The organism is Paenibacillus glycanilyticus (assembly GCF_023715145.1).
Taxonomy (GTDB): domain Bacteria; phylum Bacillota; class Bacilli; order Paenibacillales; family Paenibacillaceae; genus Pristimantibacillus; species Pristimantibacillus glycanilyticus_A.
On sequence record NZ_JAMBNP010000005.1, the window covers coordinates 402,443 to 422,511 of the forward strand.

At 52.5% G+C, this 20,069-nt stretch carries 14 protein-coding genes; all 14 read left to right on the forward strand.

The window, feature by feature from the left end; translation table 11 throughout:
- Positions 1–80: 80 nt before the first annotated feature.
- The 14 genes from M3194_RS16860 to M3194_RS16925 all read left to right on the forward strand — a co-directional run bounded on the left by M3194_RS16860 (position 81) and on the right by M3194_RS16925 (position 20,053).
- Positions 81–1,691: a response regulator gene (locus M3194_RS16860; protein ID WP_251655236.1), complete on the forward strand. Its 1,611-nt coding sequence runs from the start codon at positions 81–83 to the stop codon at positions 1,689–1,691.
- Positions 1,688–3,463, forward strand: a complete 1,776-nt coding sequence (locus M3194_RS16865) for a cache domain-containing sensor histidine kinase (protein WP_251655237.1) — start codon at positions 1,688–1,690, stop codon at positions 3,461–3,463. Before M3194_RS16860 ends, M3194_RS16865 begins: the two co-directional genes overlap by 4 nt.
- A 118-nt stretch (positions 3,464–3,581) precedes the next feature.
- On the forward strand, positions 3,582–5,027 hold the full coding sequence (locus M3194_RS16870; RefSeq protein ID WP_251655238.1) for an ABC transporter substrate-binding protein: 1,446 nt from the start codon (positions 3,582–3,584) through the stop codon (positions 5,025–5,027).
- Between the two features lie 83 nt (positions 5,028–5,110).
- Positions 5,111–6,058 (forward strand): carbohydrate ABC transporter permease, encoded by a 948-nt coding sequence (locus tag M3194_RS16875; protein ID WP_251655239.1) that lies wholly within the window; start codon positions 5,111–5,113, stop codon positions 6,056–6,058.
- The gene (locus M3194_RS16880; RefSeq protein WP_251655240.1) at positions 6,055–6,885 is read left to right on the forward strand and encodes a carbohydrate ABC transporter permease; all 831 of its coding nucleotides are present in this window, start codon (positions 6,055–6,057) and stop codon (positions 6,883–6,885) included. Before M3194_RS16875 ends, M3194_RS16880 begins: the two co-directional genes overlap by 4 nt.
- A 31-nt stretch (positions 6,886–6,916) precedes the next feature.
- Positions 6,917–8,761, forward strand: a complete 1,845-nt coding sequence (locus tag M3194_RS16885) for a glycoside hydrolase family 127 protein (protein WP_251655241.1) — start codon at positions 6,917–6,919, stop codon at positions 8,759–8,761.
- Positions 8,762–9,112: 351 nt separating this feature from the next.
- Positions 9,113–9,790, forward strand: a complete 678-nt coding sequence (locus M3194_RS16890) for a tetratricopeptide repeat protein (RefSeq protein WP_251655242.1) — start codon at positions 9,113–9,115, stop codon at positions 9,788–9,790.
- A gap of 100 nt (positions 9,791–9,890) precedes the next feature.
- The gene (locus M3194_RS16895) at positions 9,891–11,636 is read left to right on the forward strand and encodes a sensor histidine kinase (protein ID WP_251655243.1); all 1,746 of its coding nucleotides are present in this window, start codon (positions 9,891–9,893) and stop codon (positions 11,634–11,636) included.
- A 133-nt stretch (positions 11,637–11,769) separates the two neighbouring features.
- On the forward strand, positions 11,770–13,356 hold the full coding sequence (locus M3194_RS16900) for an SWIM zinc finger family protein (RefSeq protein ID WP_251655244.1): 1,587 nt from the start codon (positions 11,770–11,772) through the stop codon (positions 13,354–13,356).
- The gene (locus M3194_RS16905; RefSeq protein WP_251655245.1) at positions 13,353–16,247 is read left to right on the forward strand and encodes a DEAD/DEAH box helicase; all 2,895 of its coding nucleotides are present in this window, start codon (positions 13,353–13,355) and stop codon (positions 16,245–16,247) included. The genes M3194_RS16900 and M3194_RS16905 overlap by 4 nt, the downstream gene beginning before the upstream one ends.
- 9 nt (positions 16,248–16,256) lie before the next feature.
- Complete coding sequence (locus tag M3194_RS16910) at positions 16,257–16,439, forward strand: hypothetical protein (protein WP_251655246.1); 183 nt, start codon at positions 16,257–16,259, stop codon at positions 16,437–16,439.
- 193 nt (positions 16,440–16,632) lie between these two features.
- Entirely contained in the window at positions 16,633–18,006 is a 1,374-nt protein-coding gene (locus M3194_RS16915; RefSeq protein WP_251655247.1) for an extracellular solute-binding protein, read from the forward strand.
- A gap of 308 nt (positions 18,007–18,314) precedes the next feature.
- The gene (locus M3194_RS16920; RefSeq protein WP_251655248.1) at positions 18,315–19,196 is read left to right on the forward strand and encodes a carbohydrate ABC transporter permease; all 882 of its coding nucleotides are present in this window, start codon (positions 18,315–18,317) and stop codon (positions 19,194–19,196) included.
- Positions 19,196–20,053: a carbohydrate ABC transporter permease gene (locus tag M3194_RS16925; protein ID WP_251655249.1), complete on the forward strand. Its 858-nt coding sequence runs from the start codon at positions 19,196–19,198 to the stop codon at positions 20,051–20,053. The genes M3194_RS16920 and M3194_RS16925 overlap by 1 nt, the downstream gene beginning before the upstream one ends.
- Positions 20,054–20,069 lie beyond the last annotated feature (16 nt).

The following is a 20,069-nucleotide window of genomic DNA, read 5'->3' on the forward strand; positions in this document are numbered from 1 at the left end:
CTATCCCCCTATTCAAGCGCTGTGGTGCGTAGTACTGTATATAGAAAACATCCCGCATGGATGGGGAAAGGACGAGAATCATGAACATATTGATCGTTGATGATGAGCCGCGGCATCTGAGAGGCATGGCCGGCATGGTTCAATCGATGCGTCCGGATGCGAGGGTTACGACGGCGAAGGACGGAGAAGCCGCTCTTGCCCTTGTTAGAGAAGAGCAGCCTGACGTGGTGCTAAGCGATATCCAGATGCCGAATCTGGACGGGCTGGCGTTCCTTCAGAAGCTGAAGGAAGAAGAGCTGAAGTCCAAAGTGGTCATGGTATCCGCCTACAATTTGTTTGAATATGCCCAGACGGCCATTCGCCACGGAGCTTACGACTATTTGCTCAAGCCTGTTGATAGGGACAAGGTGGAGCTTCTGCTGCAGCGGCTGGACCAGCAGCTTGCGGAGGAAGAGAGGGAACGCGGCGAATCGGCCGAGATGAAGCAAAGGCTTGAGCTTGCCGCTTCTGCTTACCGGAGCCGGCTGCTTCATCAATGGCTGAGCGGCGAGCTGCCGTCAGAAGCTTTGGAAGAGCTGAAGGAATGGCCGCTGCTAACCCGGATGAATGCGCTAATTCTGACGGAAATAAGAGGCTCGGAGCAGCTTCAGGCGCAGGCCCTTGCGGAACAGCTCGAGCAGCGGATGTCCGCGATCGGGGATGTCTGCGTATTCCCTCTGCAGACCGTTCCAATAGAGAACATCCGGCTTGTTTCCGTGCTGAAGCTTGAGTGTCCCTCTGGCTTGCGGAAGAAAGAGCTGCGCAGCACCTTGATGGGACTGACGAAGGAGTGGAGAAGCTGCGGCTTTGCGTCTCATGGCGTCGCAACGGTTGATGAGCATGAGCAGAACCTGTCGGTGTCGGAAGGGCAAGCGCCAACAATGTACCTGCAGGCCGAAGAAGCCTTGAATTACGCGTTCTACGAGGAATGGGAAAGCGTTGTTGTCTTCGATCAGGCGTTGGGGACGACAAGCGGCGTATTCCAACTGGACGGCGAGCTGCTGTTTGAAGTTCTGCAGGAGCCATCTCTGGCTAAGGCGGAAGCGATGTGCAGGGAAGCCTTCGCCAACCTCGCCTCGCAAGGGCGTACAGAGCCAAAGCTGATGAAAAATTATGCGTCTCTGACGCTGATGAAGCTGAAGAGCCGGACCTCCGGCATCATAGAGCAACAGGTTGGAAGCGCTCTCGCAGGCACGGCATCTTCCGATATTCCGGCATGCTTGACCAGCGCAAAGCTGATGGAGCTGATGCTAGGCAGCCTGGCGGACGTGCACAAATCGCTGACGGAACGGAAGCAGGGAAGCGGCGAGCTTGCGGTAGAGCAATGTCTCGGCTGGATTCAGTCGCATTTTGCGCAGGACCTGACGCTCGAGATGGCGGCGGAGCAGTTTCATTTCAATCCATCCTACTTCAGCACCTTGATGAAAAGCCGTACCGGCCGCTCGTTCTCCGATCATCTGACGGAAGCGCGCATGCGGGAGGCGAAGGAGCTGCTGGCGGGCGGACGGCACAAAATCTATGAAATCGCGGAGCGCTGCGGCTACCGGGACACCAAATATTTTACCCGGATCTTTAAGAAGCAGGTTGGCTTGTCGCCGGAGGCTTATAAGCATACGCAGCGTCCGCAGGCAGGGAGTGGGGATAAGTCATGACATTTCGCATGAGGCTGCTGCTCAGCTACCTGACGCTTATCGCGCTGCCGCTGCTGGTGCTGAGCACGCTGTTTTACAACTCAAGCTTGAATGTGGTCACCGAGCAGGCGCAGAACAATGTCCACGACGTGGTGATGAAAAATAACGACGTCATTGATACCAAGCTGGGGATTGCCGATCAGAACAGCCGGGCTTTGTTTGTCGACAAGGACTTATTTCAGATCTTTAATAATCTGGATCCCGATAAGGAAGAGGAGCTTGTTGCGGCCGACCGGCAAGTGACGGCTATCTTGAGCAAATATTTCTCGCAGAATGCGGATGTCTATTCCGCGCAGCTGTGGACCTCTTATTACACGTTCGGAAGCTCCATGCTGATGCCGCTTGGCAATCCGGTACAGTCAGCGATCTACAAGGAAGCGGTTAAGGCGGGAGGGAAGATGGTCTGGTACCCGACTTATGATTTTATCCAGATGTTCGATCAGCCATGGCTTCAAGGCGGGACAATAGACTACCGTTACTTGTTTTCGGCAACCCGGCTGCTCAACTTCTCCCATATGGAGGACAGTACGCTCGTCAAGCTGAAGCCGGAAGTCGAACGTCCCGTGCTTACGATCAGCTTCAAATCGACGGTAATGGACGAGCTGTTCGAACGGAGTATTCCGTCGGGGTCGTCTTATATGGTGCTTGATCCCGAGAATATCGTGGTCGCCGCAAGCGACAAGTCGCAGGTCACCAAGCGTTTCGAGGAGGACTGGGTGAACAGCTTCCGGGAGCTTGGAAGCGGGAGCGAGCGGATCAAGCTGAACGGGCATTACCAGATCGTCAGCTTCGCCCGCTCGGAAGTGACGGGCTGGATGTCGATCGTTGTGACGCCGCAATCCGCGCTTGTAAGCACCCTGGTACCGGTGCTCCGCACCTCCACGTTAGTCAGCGCCATTGCGCTCAGCGCGGTTGCTCTTCTGTTCGCTTACTTTATTCTCAGCCGGATGACGGGTCCGATCAAGAAGCTGATGAGCGCGATGCGTTCGGTTGGAGAAGGGGATTTCGAAGCTCGCGTGGAGGTGGACCGCAAGGATGAGTTTGGTCTACTGTCGCAGCGCTTTAACCGGATGAACGACAGGATCGCCATGCTGGTGAAAGAAAACTACGAGATCAAGCTGAAGGAGAAGGAAGCGGAGATTCAGGCGCTTAACATGCAGATGAATCCGCATTTTCTGTACAATACGCTTAACATAATGAATTGGACGGCGCTCGAGAATAATCAGACGGAACTTAGCAAAATGCTCGTCGGTCTGTCAAATATGCTGCATTACACGTCCCGCAAGGACTGGGGTGCCGTTCACCTGACGGATGAGCTGGAATGGATGCGCAATTATTTCTTCATTATGGCCGCGCGCTTCGAGGGCAAGTTCACCGTTGCTTATGAGATCGAGCCGGCTATGTATGAAGAGAGGCTTCCGAGACTGCTGTTCCAGCCGTTTGTGGAGAATGCCATCTTGCACGGGTTTAGCGGCATGGAGAAGGGCGGGTTAATTACGATCCGGGGCTGGATTGAAGAAGGCAGCCGGTATTTCGAAGTCCGCGACAACGGACGGGGGATCAGCAAGGAAGGGATTGACGCGATTCTGTACAAGGAATCCGCATCGATCGGAATTAAAAATACAATCTCTCGCATTCGGATGGCATACGGCGATGAATACGGCATCCGCATTCATTCCGGTCCCGGCAAGGGAACAAGCATTGTGATTCATCTGCCGAGCAAGACCCAATAAAAGTCCACCATTCTAAAAATGCTCGGGTTTTGTAAGCGCTATCCATCATCTACAATAAAGACAATCATAGACTGCAGCTATGAGCCATGAGGATGAAATGAGAGAGGGGCTCGAAATAATGATTATGAATCGATGGAAATACACTTCCGCATTTATGGTTACTGTTCTGTCAGCCGTGCTAGTAATGTCCGGCTGTACCAAGTCCGATAGTTCCAACAATAGCAATTCCTCATCCAGCAACAACGCAAGCAGTTCCGCAGACAATAGCAGTGCCGGAACCGGCGCTAGCAGCGGCGAGAAAATTACATTGAAGCTGACCGGATGGGGAGCACCGGCAGAGGTAGCGGCGTACAAATCCGCCATTGCCAATTTCGAGAAGACTCATCCGAACGTAAAAGTCGAATTTCAGGCGATCAGCAGCGGTGATTACGATACGAAGCTGACAACGATGGTTGCCGGCAACGACGAGCCGGATGTCGCTATGATGGAATCCGCGACCATTGCCTTCCCTCTTGCGGAAGAAGGCAAATTCCTGAATTTACAGGACTTCCTTGCAAAGGATCAGCAGATCACGTTGGATTCGCTCGTTCCGAATATTACTTACTCCCAGGCGCCGGGCAACATTATCGGCATCGGTCCTGGCCCGGAGACATTCGGACTGTTCTATAACGAAGATGTATTTAAGGATGCCGGCATCGAACCGCCTCCTTCCGAGGTTTCCAAAGCATGGACCTGGGATCAATTCGTCGACGTTGCGAAGAAGCTGACTCTGGATAATAAGGGACGCAATGCGGAGGATCCAAGCTTCGATCCTAAAAATATTAAGCAATTCGGCATCAACCTGCCAACCTGGTGGGGCGCTTACAGTAACTTTATCTACTCCAACGGCGGCGACTTCCTGTCGGCCGACGGCAAAACGTTTGCCTTGAACCAACCGGAAGCGGTAGAAGTGTTTCAGAAGATGGCCGACCTGATTAACGTGTATCATGTCGCTCCATCCCCGCTTCAGTCGAAGAATATCCCGGGAACAAACGTTGCGCTTCAGACGAAGAAGGTTGCGATGGCTATTGACGGACAATGGGCTTCGTCTTCGCTTGCGGAATCCAAGTTCAACTATAACGTAGGCGTTCTGCCGGTTATGAAAGAGCCGGTAACAACCGTAGTAGCCGGCATGTTCTCCATCTTCAAATCGACCAAGCATCCGCAGGAAGCATGGGAGCTGCTGAAGGCGCTGCTTGATCCTGAAGCTTCGCTTGACATGCTGACGAACGGAACTTGGATGCCAGCCCCTAAAGACTGGTACACCGAGGGCGAGAAGCTGGACAAGTGGACGAAGGATCTGGCTTCCCGTCCATCCGGCTACAACGGCGCAGTTATTGACATGCTTCTGAATCACAGTCATGCAACGCCAACGGCTTACGTGAAAAACTTCAATAAAATCATGGATGTCGTTAACCCCGCTTTGGATAAAGTATGGCTGGGCAAGCAATCTGCCCAGGAAGCGCTTGATTCCATTGCCGCGAAGGCGCAGCAGCAGGTACAAGGCCGCCGCGACGTCGAGTAAGCTGTCCGCAAACCGCGGATAACAGGAGAGGGCAGCGGTTTAATGTATCGCTGTCCTCTGCCATAGACAGGGAGGGTTACGGCATGGAGATTTCGGCAAACACGGGCAATTCGGTTAAGACAGCCGCCAAAAAGAGCACTAAAAGGGAACGCAAGGCGCTGTTCTACGGTCTGCTCTTTACATCGCCTGCGATCCTCGGCTTTATTATCTATACACTGGGGCCGATGATCGCCAGCTTGTACTTAAGCTTAACGGATTACAACGTATTCAAAGACACGACCAGCTTTATCGGTCTGGACAACTATATCAAGCTGTTTAGCGGCGAAGACGATTTGTTCTACAAGTCGCTTGGCACAACCTTTTATTTTGTTATTCTGCGCGTTCCGGCGGTTATCATTATCTCGTTCTTTCTGGCTATTCTGCTGAACATGAACGTGAAGGGCCGGGCGATCTTCCGGACGATTATCTACCTGCCGAGCATTGTTCCGGCGGTTGCCGCTTCGATGATCTGGCTGTGGCTGATGAATCCGGATCTGGGCTTGCTCAATATGGCGCTCAGTTGGCTTCATCTGCCAACAAGCAACTGGCTGTTCGGAGAGGGCAGCGTTATCCCTTCCATCGTACTGACGACCTTGTGGGGGATTGGCGGTACGGTCATTATTTTCCTTGCCGGCTTGTCGGGCGTACCGAAATCGTATTACGAGGCGATTGACGTTGACGGCGGAGGATGGTACAGCAAGCTGCGCCACATCACGATTCCGATGCTGACGCCAACGATCTTCTTCAATACGATTATGACGATTATCGGCTCCTTCCAGGTGTTCAGCGAAGCTTACATTCTGACTCAAGGCGGACCTAACAACAAAAGCTTGTTCTTCGTCTTCTATCTGTGGCGTACCGCATTCCGCGATACGGAAATGGGCTATGCTTCCGCGCTCGCTTGGGTATTGTTCATCATCATTATGATCTTTACGGTGCTTGTCTTTAAGACCTCGAAATCCTGGGTGCATTATGAGGGGGAAAAACAATGAGAGAGTCCAGGCTAAAGCTTACTGCCGGGTTTACCTCCCTGCTGATCGTTTCCGCGATGTTTATCGTGCCGTTCCTATGGCTGCTGCGCAGCTCGGTGATGGATCTGTCCCAAATTTTCATCATGCCGCCGCAGTGGATACCGAAGCCTTTTCACTTTGAAAACTTCAAGGAAGCCTTGACTGTCGTGCCGTTTGGGGCCTTCTTCAAAAATACACTCATTATCGTGGCCGGAGTTCTGATCGGCACGGTCGTCTCGAGTACAATTGCCGCATTTGGCTTCTCCCGCATCAAGTGGAAGGGACGCGATATGGTATTCGCCATCCTGATGTCCTCGATGATGCTTCCGGGAGCGGTAACGCTTATTCCAAGCTTTATCGGCTGGAAGGAGCTAGGCTTCTACGATACGTTCTACCCGCTCATCGTTCCCGCGTATTTCGGCGGCGGCATGTTTAATATCTTCCTGCTGCGCCAGTTCTACATGTCGATCCCGCAGGACTTTGACGAGGCGGCGCTTGTTGACGGAGCGAATTACTTCCAGATCTATTGGCGCATTCTGCTGCCGCTCAGCCGCTCGGCCGTTATCGTTGTTGCGCTCTTTACGTTCCTCGCCTCATGGAATGATTTCATGGGTCCGCTCATTTATTTGAAGAGCGACAGCCGCTTTACGCTCGCGCTTGGCCTGCAGATGTTCCAGGGCAGCTATAACGCGCAATGGGATTTGTTGATGGCTGCTTCAACGGCCGTTGTCCTGCCTTGCGTGCTTGTCTTCTTGCTCGGTCAGAGATTTTTCCTTGAGGGCATTACGTTGACGGGACTGAAAGGGTAATAAGGAGCAAGAAAATAAGGGAGGAATAAGCATGACCTTAACGAAGCAGTCAAGCGGGATAATAGGCTGGAAGGGCGTTCCGTTCTCTGAAGTAAAGATTAGCGACGCTTTTTGGCGCCCGCGTCTTGAGACGTTGAAGAACGTAACGATCGGCGTTTGTCTGGACCAATGCGAGAAGACGGGCCGGATTGCCAACTTTGCGCTTGCAGGCGGGTTGATCGAGGGCAAATACGAAGGCATGTACTACAATGACTCCGACGTGTACAAGGTGCTCGAAGGCGCAGCCTACTCGCTTATGACGGACCGCGATCCTAAGCTGGAGGCGGAGATTGACCGCATCGTGGAGCTGATCGAGGCGGCGCAGGAGAGTGACGGGTATCTGTCGACCTATTACACGCTGGAAGCGCCGGATCTCAAGTGGACCGACATGGAAAAGCATGAAATGTACAACGGCGGCCACTTGATTGAAGCAGCGGTTGCTTATTATCAGGCGACAGGCAAGCGCAAGCTGCTTGATGTAGCCTGCCGGATGGCGGATCATTACGACTCTGTCTTTGGTCCCGGCAAACGCCACTGGGCGGAAGGGCATGAAGAAATTGAGCTTGCGCTGGTGAAGCTGTTTGGCGCAACCGGAGAGGAACGTTACTGGAAGCTGGCGCTCTGGCTGCTGGAGGAACGCGGACACGGCCATGGGGTAGGCGCCATCTGGGATAAAGAGGACTGGGGTCCGGCGTATTGCCAGGATGATGTTCCGGTCAAAGACATCCGCGAAGTGAAAGGGCATGCCGTCCGGGCGATGTATCTGTATACGGCGATGGCCGACGTTGTTCTCGCTTCCGGGGATCCGGCCTATATGGAGGCCCTTGACCGCGTATGGGCGCATACGGTTGAACGGAATATGTACGTGACGGGGGGCATCGGGCCGTCCGTCCATAATGAAGGCTTCACGCATGATTACGATTTGCCGAACGAATCGGCTTATTGCGAGACCTGTGCAGCCATTGCGATGGCGTTCTGGAATCACCGGATGAATCTGCTGCACGGTGACGGCAAATATGCCGATATCGTGGAACGGGAGCTGTTTAACGGCGCGTTATCCGGGATCTCGCTCTCCGGCGACCGTTTCTTCTATGTGAATCCGCTGGCATCCAAAGGGGAGCATCACCGGGTGGAATGGTTCCATACCTCCTGCTGTCCGACGAACCTTGCGAGGTTCCTGCCTTCGATCGGCCAATATATATTTGCAGCGGCAGAGGACGGCATCTCGGTCAACCAATATGCGAGCAGCGAGACAACCGTTAAGCTGCCCCTCGGCAGAAGCGTGCAGATTGCCCAGTCTACCGCCTACCCTTGGGATGGCAAAGTGGAGCTTCGATTATCACCGGAGCAGGCGGATGAATTTACGCTGCGCCTCCGCCTGCCGGGCTGGTGCAGAAGCTACCGGGTCCTGGCGCAGGGCGAGCCGGTGACGGGCGGGGAAGCGTTGTCGGAGAACGGCTATCTGGCATTGAAGCGGCACTGGTCGCCTGGCGACACGGTGGTGCTTGAGCTGGATATGCCGGTTGCCGCGGTGCGATCCCGTCAAGAGGTAGAAGCCAACGAGGGGCGGATAGCCTTCCAGCGCGGGCCGGTCGTCTATTGCATCGAGCAGACCGGGAATGAGGGACTTGTCTATGACGAGTTCGCCATCCGGGCATCCGAGCCGTTTGTCGCCGAGCATCGCGGAGACCAGCTTGGCGGCATAACCGTACTGCGAGGCAGAACGGAAGACGGCCGTCCATGCGAGCTTATCCCTTATTATGTCTGGGATAACAGGGAAGCGGGCTTCATGCAGGTATGGGTGCGCGAAGCCGAGGATCGCAGGCTGTACCGGTAGCCTCTGCTGGGGAATATAGAAGTGAAATATAGAAGTGAAATATAGAGCTGTTTATATGGCCGTTTGCCCGGCTGTATGAACAGCTCTTTTTTTCGTGTTATAATCATCATTCCGCCAATTTTAATGTTAATCGGGCAGTGAGGGGAATATCTTGTAACAGGCGCTTATGCGTTCGATGAATAAAGTGATCGATTAAATCTATTTCTCAAGAAGATAGGGTTATGTTAATATTGTTAAATACATATTTCACCAAAAAACGCGGCTTGTAAGCGCATGATTTCGAAAAAAGAAAGCGCTACAAACCGCCACATAACAGCCTTTTTTATAACAATAATTTCCAGGAGGAGTCCAATGGGAAAACTCTTTTTATTATTTGTTTTTTTCACATGGATCTTTGGCAATCCCTTTATCGCAATTCTCGTTATGTTATTCATTGTTTATGTATTGGACCGCAAATTTATAGGTTTAACGCCAAGCTTATTGAAGCCGATCCGCAGGTCTTCCAGGCTGCGCAAGCTGAAGCGGCATATTGTGCAGTCTCCAAACGATACCTCTTCCAAGGTGGAGATTGCCCGGATACTGATCGAAAAGAAGAAATACAAAGAAGCGCTGAATTTGCTCGAGCCGCTGGAGCGGATGCTTGACGAATCCGCCGAGTATTGGGATGATCTTGGCCTTTGCCTGATGCAGACCGGACAGCCGGAGGCAGGTGAAGCGGCGATGAGCAAGGCGCTGCTGCTTAATCCGAGAGTGAAGTACGGGGCTCCTTATTTAAGGCTTGCCGCGCATTACTCAAAGCTTGATGCAGAGCGGGCGCTCTCCTATATCGAAGCGTTCCAGGAAATCCATTCTTCCTCTTGCGAAGCCTACTACCGTCTTGCTGCCATTTACGAGCAGATGAACCGCAAAGAAGATACTGTCGAAGCCATCCGGGAAGGGCTCCGGATCTATCGCTCCCTGCCGCGGTACAAGAAACGGGCGGAGCGCAGGTGGGCTTTGCGCCTGTTCATTCGGAAGACGCGCGGTTGATGGAAAGAACTACTTGTTTATTTTGCCTTACGCCATATTGTTGTTTCCGCGAAAATCAGCCATAATCGAAGTACATTACGAGAGCTTAAAGGAGCATCATATGCCGCGCAATACTTGGCTCATGGCGATTAGCTTGAGCGTTATCATCGTTTTACTAAGCAACGGAGCTTATTATTTTCTGACCAAAAAAACGCTGGAAGATGCGCTAAACCATGAGATGCGGGCTGTTGCGAAGCAAATTGAATTTTCCGTCGAACAATCCCGGCTTGGTGCCGAGAAGTTCCAGGATCAGATCGGGCGGGAGCTTCGGGTGGTATCCATCGCGGCGCAGTATGCGCTTGATCCGGACGTCGAGAAGGTTACGAACGATCAGCTGAAGGAGTTAAGCGCCAAGCTTGGCGTCGAGCATATCACGCTGATGAAGCGGACGGAAGACAATATTATATTGTACAAGTCCTCGGACGAGAACGAGCTGGGCAAAGGGACGAAGACCTGGGATCCCTGGTATGTCGCGTTTAATCAGCTGTTTGACGATAAAAAGGTGAACATCGACTGGCTGGGCCAGACGCTTCCCAACTTCTGGAGCGGACCGTTCGAGGTCGCTTCGACGGACCCCGATCACATCTACAAATGGGGCTATTATTACGACGGCACAACCAATTACATTATTGATCCTTACGTCAGCTATAGGTCGCTTGCCGAATACGAGAAGCTGACGGGCATTAACGAATTGATAGAGAAATCGATTGGCAGCAGCGACTCCTTGCTGGAAGCCACCGTCATTAATCCAATGACCTTTGGCAAAGGATCCTTTGATACGGAGAACGAAGACGGCGAAGTGCAAGGGCATTTGCTGCAGCAGGATATCTTCTACGGTACATACCGCTATAAGTCGGATAACGATGTGAATGATGTACAGAAGGCTTTTGACAGCGGCGACATTATTTCGACCAAAGACCATATCGACGGCAAGCATGTGCTCAAGATGTTCATTCCGGTATCGACCGGGGACGAAGTTAACCTGGTTGACGAGAACGGGGAGCCGATTCACGGCTACGTGTTGTCCCTTGTCTCCGATTATCAGGTCATTCAGGACAGGCTGGACAGCCAGTTTCTGAACATCGGTATCGTCATCTTCCTCGTTACAGGCATCAGCCTTCTTATTGCCGCCTTTGCCATGCGGTATTTCCGGCAGTCTCGCGAGAAGGTGGTAGAGGTGACGCAGCAAACCTACGTCGATGAGATCAACGGCATGTTCCAGTCGATCCGCGCGCAGCGGCATGACTTCCTGAATCATGTCCAGACGATCCATTCCCTCGCCGAGCTGAACAAATCAAGGGAGCTTGTCGCTTATACGAAAGAGCTTACGGGAGAGATCCGGCTGATGAACGATATTATTAATATCGGGAATCCGGCGATTGCCGCGCTGATCCGCTCTAAGATCTCGCAGGCGGAGAGCTACCGGATAGCCTTTACCTGCTCCTTCAGCGGACTTAACCGTCTGGAGATGGGAATCAAGACGCTTGACGTGAACCGAATGCTTGGCAATCTGATCGATAATGCGTTTGACGAGGTTATGAAATATAGCGAGGATTGCCGTGAGGTGGAGCTGTCGGGCAAACAGATGGACGGCTTTATCGAGTTCTGCATCAGCAATACTTGCGCGCAGGCGCATGAGGTTAAGGATAAGCCGCTGTTCCAGGCAGGCTTCTCGACCAAGGATGATGCCCATCAAGGGCTGGGCTTGTTCACCGTCAAATCGATTACCGAGCAGTACAAGGGAAGCATTCAGGTTAACGCAGATACAGAGAACAAAATTACGTTTAATATTCGTATCCCGCACTAATAGAATTTTAATCCTTCAGCAGTCCATTGCTCTTCCGAGAGTGAAATGGGCTGCTTTTGTCTTTTCAGAGGGCGCATTTTTTGTGGTATACTAATAAGATGCTAGGTGAACGGAAGAGGGCGGGTGAACGAACTTGGCAAGTCTTGATGATAAGCTTCATACAGCGCTTGAACACAGTCTGGGGCAGCATTTGAACGAAGAAATCATTCGCCGCGGATGGGATTATTATCGGAGCGGCCAGGTGCTGAATGTCAAGCAGGCAGATGAAGAGACGTTATACGGCGCCGTGCAGGGGTCGGATGTTTATTCGGTGCTGCTGGACTCGGACCATTTTCGATACAGCAAATGCACTTGTCCCTTTAATGATTATTGCAAACATATGGCGGCAGTCTATTTCGCCTATTGTCACAGTCTGGACGGGGAGTCCGCGGCGAAAGCTGCCTATGACCGCATTCGCGGCATAGACGGGAAGCCGCAAGGCTCGGTAACGGTAAGCGTACCGAAGTTCGGCGGGCGCCATGCCCAGCCATCCGATGATGCTCCGCCGGAAGAGTGGGGATTGTGGATGGAGGCCGAATACGGCGAGACCTGGCGCAGCTGCCGCCATTCGCTTCATGCCCTGCAGCCGGTACTGTCGGCACTGAAGGGAACGACGAAGCATTGGAATAAAAGCAGCCAGCGGCTGCACTGGATGAGCGTAATTTTGTTTGTGCTCGATCAGGCGGAGCAGGCGATCAAGACGGTCGATACGTTCAGCCGTTATTATCATGAAATGTCGTTTCTGCGCATGGCTGAGCCATGGGTAGAGCATTATTATACGCTGGCGCTCGAGCTCGAGCCGTCAGAAGTGACCGGCCTTGAACGCAGCTGGATCGATTATTTGGCAGGTTACGCGAAGAACAAGGCAGTGAAGCAGGAGCAGCAGCTGTTCGACTGGACCTATATTTACTTGGCAATCTGCGAGCGGATGTCTTCAAATGCTGAGTGGTACGAGAATGAGCTGGATGCGATTACGAAGGAAGAATTCCGGGAATCGGCAGAGCTTGTAAATCTGACTTTTGTTCATACGGCTGCGGCAATGCTCTGCTTCTTTGGCCGGGATGATGAGAAGGCGCTCGTGCATTTCGGCAAGACGGATTTCCAGCGTTCGCAGAAGGTGATCTACCCTTGCGTCGCGCAGCGTCTTGAAGAAGGCGACTGGAAGGTAATTGGGCACTGGATGAGCTTCTTGTATGACCATATCATGAAAGTGAAGAATGCGCGGACCATCGGGCCGTTCATGACCTTGTGCAGAAGAGCGGATACGGATCAGCCCGATGAACCGCGCTGGACCCGGTATATGGTGGAGATGCTGCCTCACTCTTATTCCGACCTGTCGGATCATTGGCTGGCCGTGAAGAAATACGAGGAATGGGCGGATCTGCAGCTCTTAATCGGCATGAAGCCGGACGATCTGGGAATTCAGAATGTGCGCGAGGTCGCAAAGGCTGCTCCAAGCGTAATGATCCCGCTGTATCATCAGTCGATTGAAGAATCGATCAATTCGCGCAACAGGCAGGGCTACCGCCTCGCGGTGAAAGAGCTGAAGAAGCTGGAGAAGCTGTATAAGGCAGATAAGCATTCGGATAAATGGGATCGATACATCGCAGGAATCGTGAGCAAGTATCAACGGCTTCGCGCGTTTCAGGAAGAGCTGTGGAAAGGAAAAATCGTAACATGAAATCATTCATCGGCGCCCGGACGTTACTCGTGGACGGATACTGGAAGCAAGGCGATCAAGCAGAGAATAATGGGCTCCTGCTCATGGCGGCAGACCGGGCTGAAAGTCCGGCAAGGCTGAAGCAGGTTCTATTTGCCTGGCATCAGGCATCCTGGTACGGTGCGGAGATAGAGGAAGTAGACGCGGATGGCGGGAAAGCGCTCAGGCTGCCTCCGCTTATCGCCGTTGATTATTTGTCTTCGCCGCAGCATGTACGGCTGCTGCAGGTAGAATGGACGGCTCGGCTGCAAGGCTTAATGAACATGGCAGGCATGCTCCGCGAGGCGCTGCTCGAAGGATGGTTTCAGCCGGATTGGAGCGGGTGGTCGGAGCACCGGCGTGCCTGGAGGCTGGAGATTCCGGCGGAGAAGAATGAATTTGCAGCCGAATGGGAGCGGCAGATACGCGAGACCGGGATAACCGGCGCGGATCAATGGTTAAGCGAAGCGGTTGAAGAAATTCTGGCGCAAAACGATCAGGCCGCGGCCGCATGGCGCAAAATTGCGGCGGCGGCAGGCGGAGAATCGGTGCTGCTGCATAAGGCGGCGGATGAAGAAGACTGGCTGATTGCCCTTGGTCTGCATAAAGATACGATGCCGTTCAAAGTTGCGCTTCAGCTGGCTGAGCCCGTGGAGGGTGCAAGCTGGCAGCTTAGGCCTGCCTTGCAGGACCGTAATGGCGGGCCGTGGATTCCAGTCGCAGCAGTGAAGGGGCAGTGGCGGGCTCTATTCGAGCAGGACGGTCCGCTGCCTGAAGATTGGGCGCCTCATCTGGAGACGAGGCTTGCGAAGGAGCATAGCAAATGGCTTGCTGTTTTGCCGGACTGGAGAGACGAAGCCGAACCGGAGAAGCTGCGCAGGCAGCTTACCGATAACGATGCCTGGTTCTTTATGGAGAAGGCGAGCCTGAAGCTGCTGGAAGCAGGCTGTCCCGTATTGCTGCCGGGCTGGTGGGAAGCGGTCCGCTCGCGCCGCCTGAGACTGAAGGCGAAGATGAAATCCTCGGTTGGTTCGGATGCGCAGCCGATGTTTGGCCTTGATCAGATTGTTCAATTCGACTGGAAGATGGCGCTTGGCAATATCGATTTGTCGGAGTCGGAGTTTATGCGCCTGGCCGAAGAAAACCGCAGGCTGATGAATATCGGCGGGGAATGGGTTCATCTGGATCCGCAGGATGTGGCCCAGATCCGCGACTGGATGAAGCGCGTTGGGAAGCGCACCGGGCTGTCATTCCGCGATGTGATGGAGATGCATCTGCTTGGAGGCGCCGTCATGGAAGACGGAGAGGATGCTTCTATTGCCCTTCGGGCAGAGGTTGAGCTTAATGACCATCTGTCGAGATGGCTGGAGCAGCTTCAGCATACGGCGGAGATTCCTATGGCTGAAATACCTTCCAGCTTCCTCGGCTCCCTTCGCCCTTATCAGCTGCAGGGGGTATCCTGGCTGCTGTTCCTGAGGAAATTCGGGCTTGGCGGCGTGCTAGCGGACGATATGGGTCTTGGCAAGACGATTCAGTTCATGGCTTATTTATCCTATGTGAAGGCGCATGGAGACAAGAGCCGCGGACCGTCGCTTCTGATCTGCCCGACGTCCGTTATCGGCAACTGGGAGAAGGAGCTGGAGAAATTCGCCCCTACGCTTCAGGCGTATCTCCATTATGGACCAAAACGGGAAAAAGGCGAGGCGCTCCGGGAAGCGATCAAGGATGCCGATATTGTAATTACGTCTTACTCCCTTGCCCAAATTGACGAAGAAGAGCTGAACCAGATTCAGTGGGATGCGTTATGTCTGGATGAAGCTCAAAATATAAAAAATGTGTATACCAAGCAGTCGGCCGCGATACGCGGGCTGCCTGCCAATCATCGGATTGCGCTTACGGGTACTCCGATGGAGAACCGGCTGACCGAGCTTTGGTCCATCTATGATTTTATTAATCCTGGTTATCTGGGCAGCATGGGCGAATTCCGTAAAGCGATTGTACTGCCGATCGAGAAGAACCGCGACGAACAGGTCATCAGCGGTCTGCAGCGCTGGGTGAAGCCGTTCATGCTCCGCAGGGTCAAGAAGGATCCGGCTATTCAGCTGTCGCTGCCGGACAAGAATGAAGCGAAGACGTATTTGACCCTGACGACTGAACAAGGCGCCATATACGAGAATATCGTTGCCGACCTGCTGGAGAAGCTGGATAAGCTTGGGCCGATGCAGCGCCGCGGAATAATTCTGGCATCGCTCACAAGGCTGAAGCAGCTTTGCGATCATCCTGCCATGCTAAGCGATGAGCGCGAGCTTGCGCAGTGGGATGACACCCGCTCGAACAAGGTGGCGCGCCTTCTGGAGATGGTGGAGGAGATCGCTTCGGAAGGAGAGCGCTGCTTGATCTTTACCCAATTTGTCGATATGGGCGAGCAGCTCAAGAAGCTGCTGGAAGAGCGGCTGGAGCTGCCGGTTCCGTATCTGCACGGCGGCGTGCCAAAGGCAAAGCGGGATGAGATGATTGATAAGTTCCAGAATCCGGAGGAGCCATGCTGCGCGTTTGTGCTGTCGCTCAAAGCCGGCGGAACCGGTCTGAATCTGACGGCGGCGAACCACGTCTTCCACTTCGACCGCTGGTGGAATCCGGCTGTTGAGAATCAGGCGACAGACCGGGCATTCCGAATCGGGCAGACGAAAAAGGTTCAGGTTCACAAGTTCATTACACTCGGCACGCTTGAGGAGAAGATCGACGAGATGATTGACCGCAAGCAGCAGCTTAATGAGCAGGTGGTAGGGCAATCGGAGCAGTGGATTACCGAGCTTTCCACGGATGAACTGAAGGAGCTGTTCGCGCTTCGCAAAAACTGGTTGAAGGGATGAGGGGGATAAATGCCTGAGGAGAAGGACAAGTGGGCCAAAGCAATGGCCGAGCGGCATACCGGTTCCCCTGAGCCGAAAGAGCCGGATAAGGGAAGCGCGGAGCAGGTAGTGTCAGGTTCTGTACAAGGAAATGAAGAGTGGCGAGCTTTTTACGAGGCAATCCGAGCTCATGTTCAAGGTATGCGTAAGTAATATGTGAACTATCATTACACAGTCTGTCGGAAATAGTAACCCGAGAGGCTGTGTTTTTTTATCCCTGTTTCGAAAAATAATAGAATTGTATCCCTCAACGGGCTTATTTTCGACCTCCCGAGTATGCAAATCCGGAATCTATAATAAAGGTGCAAGGCAAACAAGCAAGATCATATCGAGGAGGTCTTCCTAAATGAAAAAAAGTACTTTGCTCATCGCCACATTGCTTGCCTCATTCACCATGGTCGCTTCGGCTTGCGGCTCGAACAATAACGGCGGGAACAATGCTCCTGCAAGCACAGAAGCTTCGCAAGAGCCGGCAGCTACAACGGAAGCTACACCAAGTCCGGAAGCAAAAGACGTAACCCTGTCGCTGCGCCATACACAAATTAAAGAGACAAGCAAAAACCGCCTTAAAATTCTCGAGGATGTCGTAAAGAAAACACAAGATGAGAATGCCGGCCTTACCTTCAAGCTTGAAGGCATCGACGAAGTCGTCAACCGTGATCAGAAGCTGAAAGCGGAAATGACGGCAGGCAACCCGCCCGATATCTTCGAAGTGTTCGGCGGCGCTGACCTGAACCTGTATGTAAAAGCAGGCCGCATGCTTGATCTGACCCCAATTATTGAAGAGCTTGGCATTAAGGACAAATTCGCCAGCCTTGACGAGTTCACGGTTGACGGCAAAGTATACGGCCTGCCATTCGGCGGTTACTCGGAAGGCATCTTCTACAACAAGAAGATCTTTGCCGACCTTGGTCTCTCCGTTCCTACAACCTGGGAACAGCTGATCGAAGTGGCCGATAAAATCAAAGCGGCTAAGATCACGCCGCTGGGTCTCGCTGCAAAAGACGGCTGGGTTAACGGCATGCTTTGGAATACCGTTATGGAGCGTAACGTTGGTATCGATGCGATCAACAAGCTGGTTACCGGCGAAGCGAAATGGACGGATGAAGGCTTCGTCAAAGGCTTCACCGACTACGCTGATCTTGTGAACCGCGATTACTTCACAAAAGGTGCGCTTGGCCTTGCTTATGCGGACCAAGGCGCGCAATTGCTCTCCGGCAAAGCAGCGATGGTATTCACGGGCTCATGGGATGCTAACCGCTTCACAGGCGAAGAAGCCGGCGACCTGAAAGGCCAAATCGGCTACTTCAACTTCCCGTCGATCTCAGGCGGCGCGGGCGATCAAACGTCGATCAACGCATCGTATTCGAACGGCTTTGGCTTCTCGGCTAACCTGAACGAGGATCAAGTTGCCATGGTTAAAAAATTTATCGCCAACTTCTACAGCGAAGAAGTTCAAAAACGCACGCTTCTTGAAGACAAAGTCCTTCCTTCCATGAAGCTGTCCGATCTGTCCGGCGTAGATCCGCTGATCTCCGAAGTGCTGACGGTTATGGCTAACGCTTCGACTTCCTGGAAAGCTTATGACGCTATCGTTCAACCGGCTGTAGGCGCTGTTGTTAACGTAGGCCTGCAAGAGTTGATCGGCAAGGTGAGCAAGCCTGAGAAGGTTGCTAAGGATATTCAAGCAGCTCAAGACAAGGCTAATGCTGCGAAGTAAGAATTAGAATGGATCGAATCGCATGTTGACCGCTACGCGGAAGTATCATTCTTCCAATCGCCATTGCCACCGAATTTCATCCGCTTCAGCGGATGAAATTCGGATGGCAAAAGCGAACGCTAAAAGCTTTCTGAAAGAAAGCTGCTTCGGAAGCATAAACTTTTTTTCCAGAATGATACTTCCGCTCCGCTAAGACGTCGCGAGAAGATCCAGTTCTAAACAACTTCACAGGCAAGGGAAATAGGAAGGGAAAAAGCTAAGGTTTATCATAAACCTTAGCTTTTTTAAAGGAAGCAGGAGGCGAAGTTATGAACAAGGCTCTCAGAAATCCGTTAACGTACATCGCGTTCATTATACCAACGCTTGTATTGTATGCTTTGTTTTTTGTATATCCGGTTATCGTATCGTTTGTTTACGGATTCTTTCAATGGGATGGCATTACGGAAAAAGTGTTTATCGGCGTGGACAATTTCACGCGGCTGTGGAAAGACGATGTGTTCCTGAAATCGCTTGCTAACAATTTCTACTTTATGGCGTTCTCCCTGGTGGTGAATATTCCGCTCGTCTTCCTTATCTCGATTCTGATCAGTAAGGTTGGCCGTATGCGTGACTTTTACAAGTCGGCCGTATTTGTTCCCGTCGTCATCTCGACAGCAACGGTCGCTATATTGTTTGGCGTGTTATACAACTATGATTCCGGTCTGATTAACCAGTTCATCCGTTTGGTCGCTCCAGACAGCTGGGCGCGCGAATGGCTGTCGGATCCCAAGCTTGCCATGCTCTCGATCCTGATCGCGAACGCTTGGCAGAACATCGGATTCTTTATCGTCCTCTGTCTTGCCGCGATCTTGAACATTCCGAAGGAGATTGTGGAAGCTTCCAAGATTGACGGCGTGAACGGCTGGTCGGAAACCTGGCTGATTACCCTCCCGCTGATCCGTCCCGTATTGTTCGTTATGCTGCTGCTCACCGTGTCCGGCACGATGAAAGTGCTTGATATCGTTCAGATTATGACAAACGGCGGTCCGTTCCAGTCCACGGAGGTTATGTCCACGTACATGCTGAAGGTCGGCTTCCGTTCGATGGAGCTTGGCTACGGCAGCGCGATTGGCGTAACGATGTTTATTCTGATTCTCGTGCTTACGGGCATCCTGCAAAAACTGACGAAGCATGAGGAGGTGCAGTACTAATGAATGCGGCAATAACGGGTTTTCGCAAAGGGAAGTTCTGGATTCATTTTTCTCTGATTGTTTATATCGTTGCAAGCTTATTCCCGCTCGTATGGCTGCTCATGTCCTCCTTCAAGACGAGCCGCGAGATTACCGTCAACACTTGGGCGTTCCCGAAGCAGTTCAACTTCGATAACTACAGGCAAGCGTGGGAAACGGCGAAAATCGGACTATATGCCTGGAACAGCTTTTATGTCACCATTACAGCTTGTCTGGTTACGCTGCTCTTTGCGGCGATGACCTCCTTCGCCCTGGCCCGGATGAAATACTCCCGGATGAACAAGGCCGTCTATCAATTTATTCTGTTTGGCCTGCTTGTTCCGCCGGGCGCCTTGTTCATTCCGCTGTACCGTTTGATCCAGCAGATGAGCCTTGGCGGCATTCATTTGTACAATTCGCATTTCGGCCTGATTTTGGTATACTGCACATATGCATTGCCCATTACCGTATTTATTATTTATGCATTTATGTTATCTATTCCGGGTGAATTGGAAGAAGCGGGCATTATGGACGGGCTTTCGGCCGGCGGATTATTCGTCAAGGTTGTGCTGCCGATCTCTATGCCTGCGCTTGTTACGGTTACGATTCTTAATTTTATCGGCAACTGGAATGAATACATTTTATCCCAATTATTTATAACGTCCGAATCGCTCCGCACGCTGCCGACGGGGATGGCGAGCTTTAATGACGGCTACCGCACGAACTTTGCCGCATTGTCCGCTGCCGTCATTATGAGCATTATACCGGTGCTTGTTGTGTACTTCTTCTTGCAGAAGCAAATTATCGAAGGCATGACGGCGGGGAGCGTGAAGGGCTAAGGATGATCGGAAGGGG

Excerpts from the sequence above, each read along its gene's own strand:
- M3194_RS16880 (WP_251655240.1), top strand. The coding sequence starts at position 6,055 with ATGAGAGAGTCCAGGCTAAAGCTTACTGCCGGGTTTACCTCCCTGCTG.
- M3194_RS16895 (WP_251655243.1), top strand. The coding sequence starts at position 9,891 with ATGCCGCGCAATACTTGGCTCATGGCGATTAGCTTGAGCGTTATCATC.
- M3194_RS16870 (WP_251655238.1), top strand. The coding sequence starts at position 3,582 with ATGATTATGAATCGATGGAAATACACTTCCGCATTTATGGTTACTGTT.
- M3194_RS16875 (WP_251655239.1), top strand. The coding sequence starts at position 5,111 with ATGGAGATTTCGGCAAACACGGGCAATTCGGTTAAGACAGCCGCCAAA.
- M3194_RS16865 (WP_251655237.1), top strand. The coding sequence starts at position 1,688 with ATGACATTTCGCATGAGGCTGCTGCTCAGCTACCTGACGCTTATCGCG.
- M3194_RS16905 (WP_251655245.1), top strand. The coding sequence starts at position 13,353 with ATGAAATCATTCATCGGCGCCCGGACGTTACTCGTGGACGGATACTGG.
- M3194_RS16925 (WP_251655249.1), top strand. The coding sequence starts at position 19,196 with ATGAATGCGGCAATAACGGGTTTTCGCAAAGGGAAGTTCTGGATTCAT.
- M3194_RS16915 (WP_251655247.1), top strand. The coding sequence starts at position 16,633 with ATGAAAAAAAGTACTTTGCTCATCGCCACATTGCTTGCCTCATTCACC.
- M3194_RS16890 (WP_251655242.1), top strand. The coding sequence starts at position 9,113 with ATGGGAAAACTCTTTTTATTATTTGTTTTTTTCACATGGATCTTTGGC.
- M3194_RS16910 (WP_251655246.1), top strand. The coding sequence starts at position 16,257 with ATGCCTGAGGAGAAGGACAAGTGGGCCAAAGCAATGGCCGAGCGGCAT.
- M3194_RS16885 (WP_251655241.1), top strand. The coding sequence starts at position 6,917 with ATGACCTTAACGAAGCAGTCAAGCGGGATAATAGGCTGGAAGGGCGTT.
- M3194_RS16860 (WP_251655236.1), top strand. The coding sequence starts at position 81 with ATGAACATATTGATCGTTGATGATGAGCCGCGGCATCTGAGAGGCATG.
- M3194_RS16920 (WP_251655248.1), top strand. The coding sequence starts at position 18,315 with ATGAACAAGGCTCTCAGAAATCCGTTAACGTACATCGCGTTCATTATA.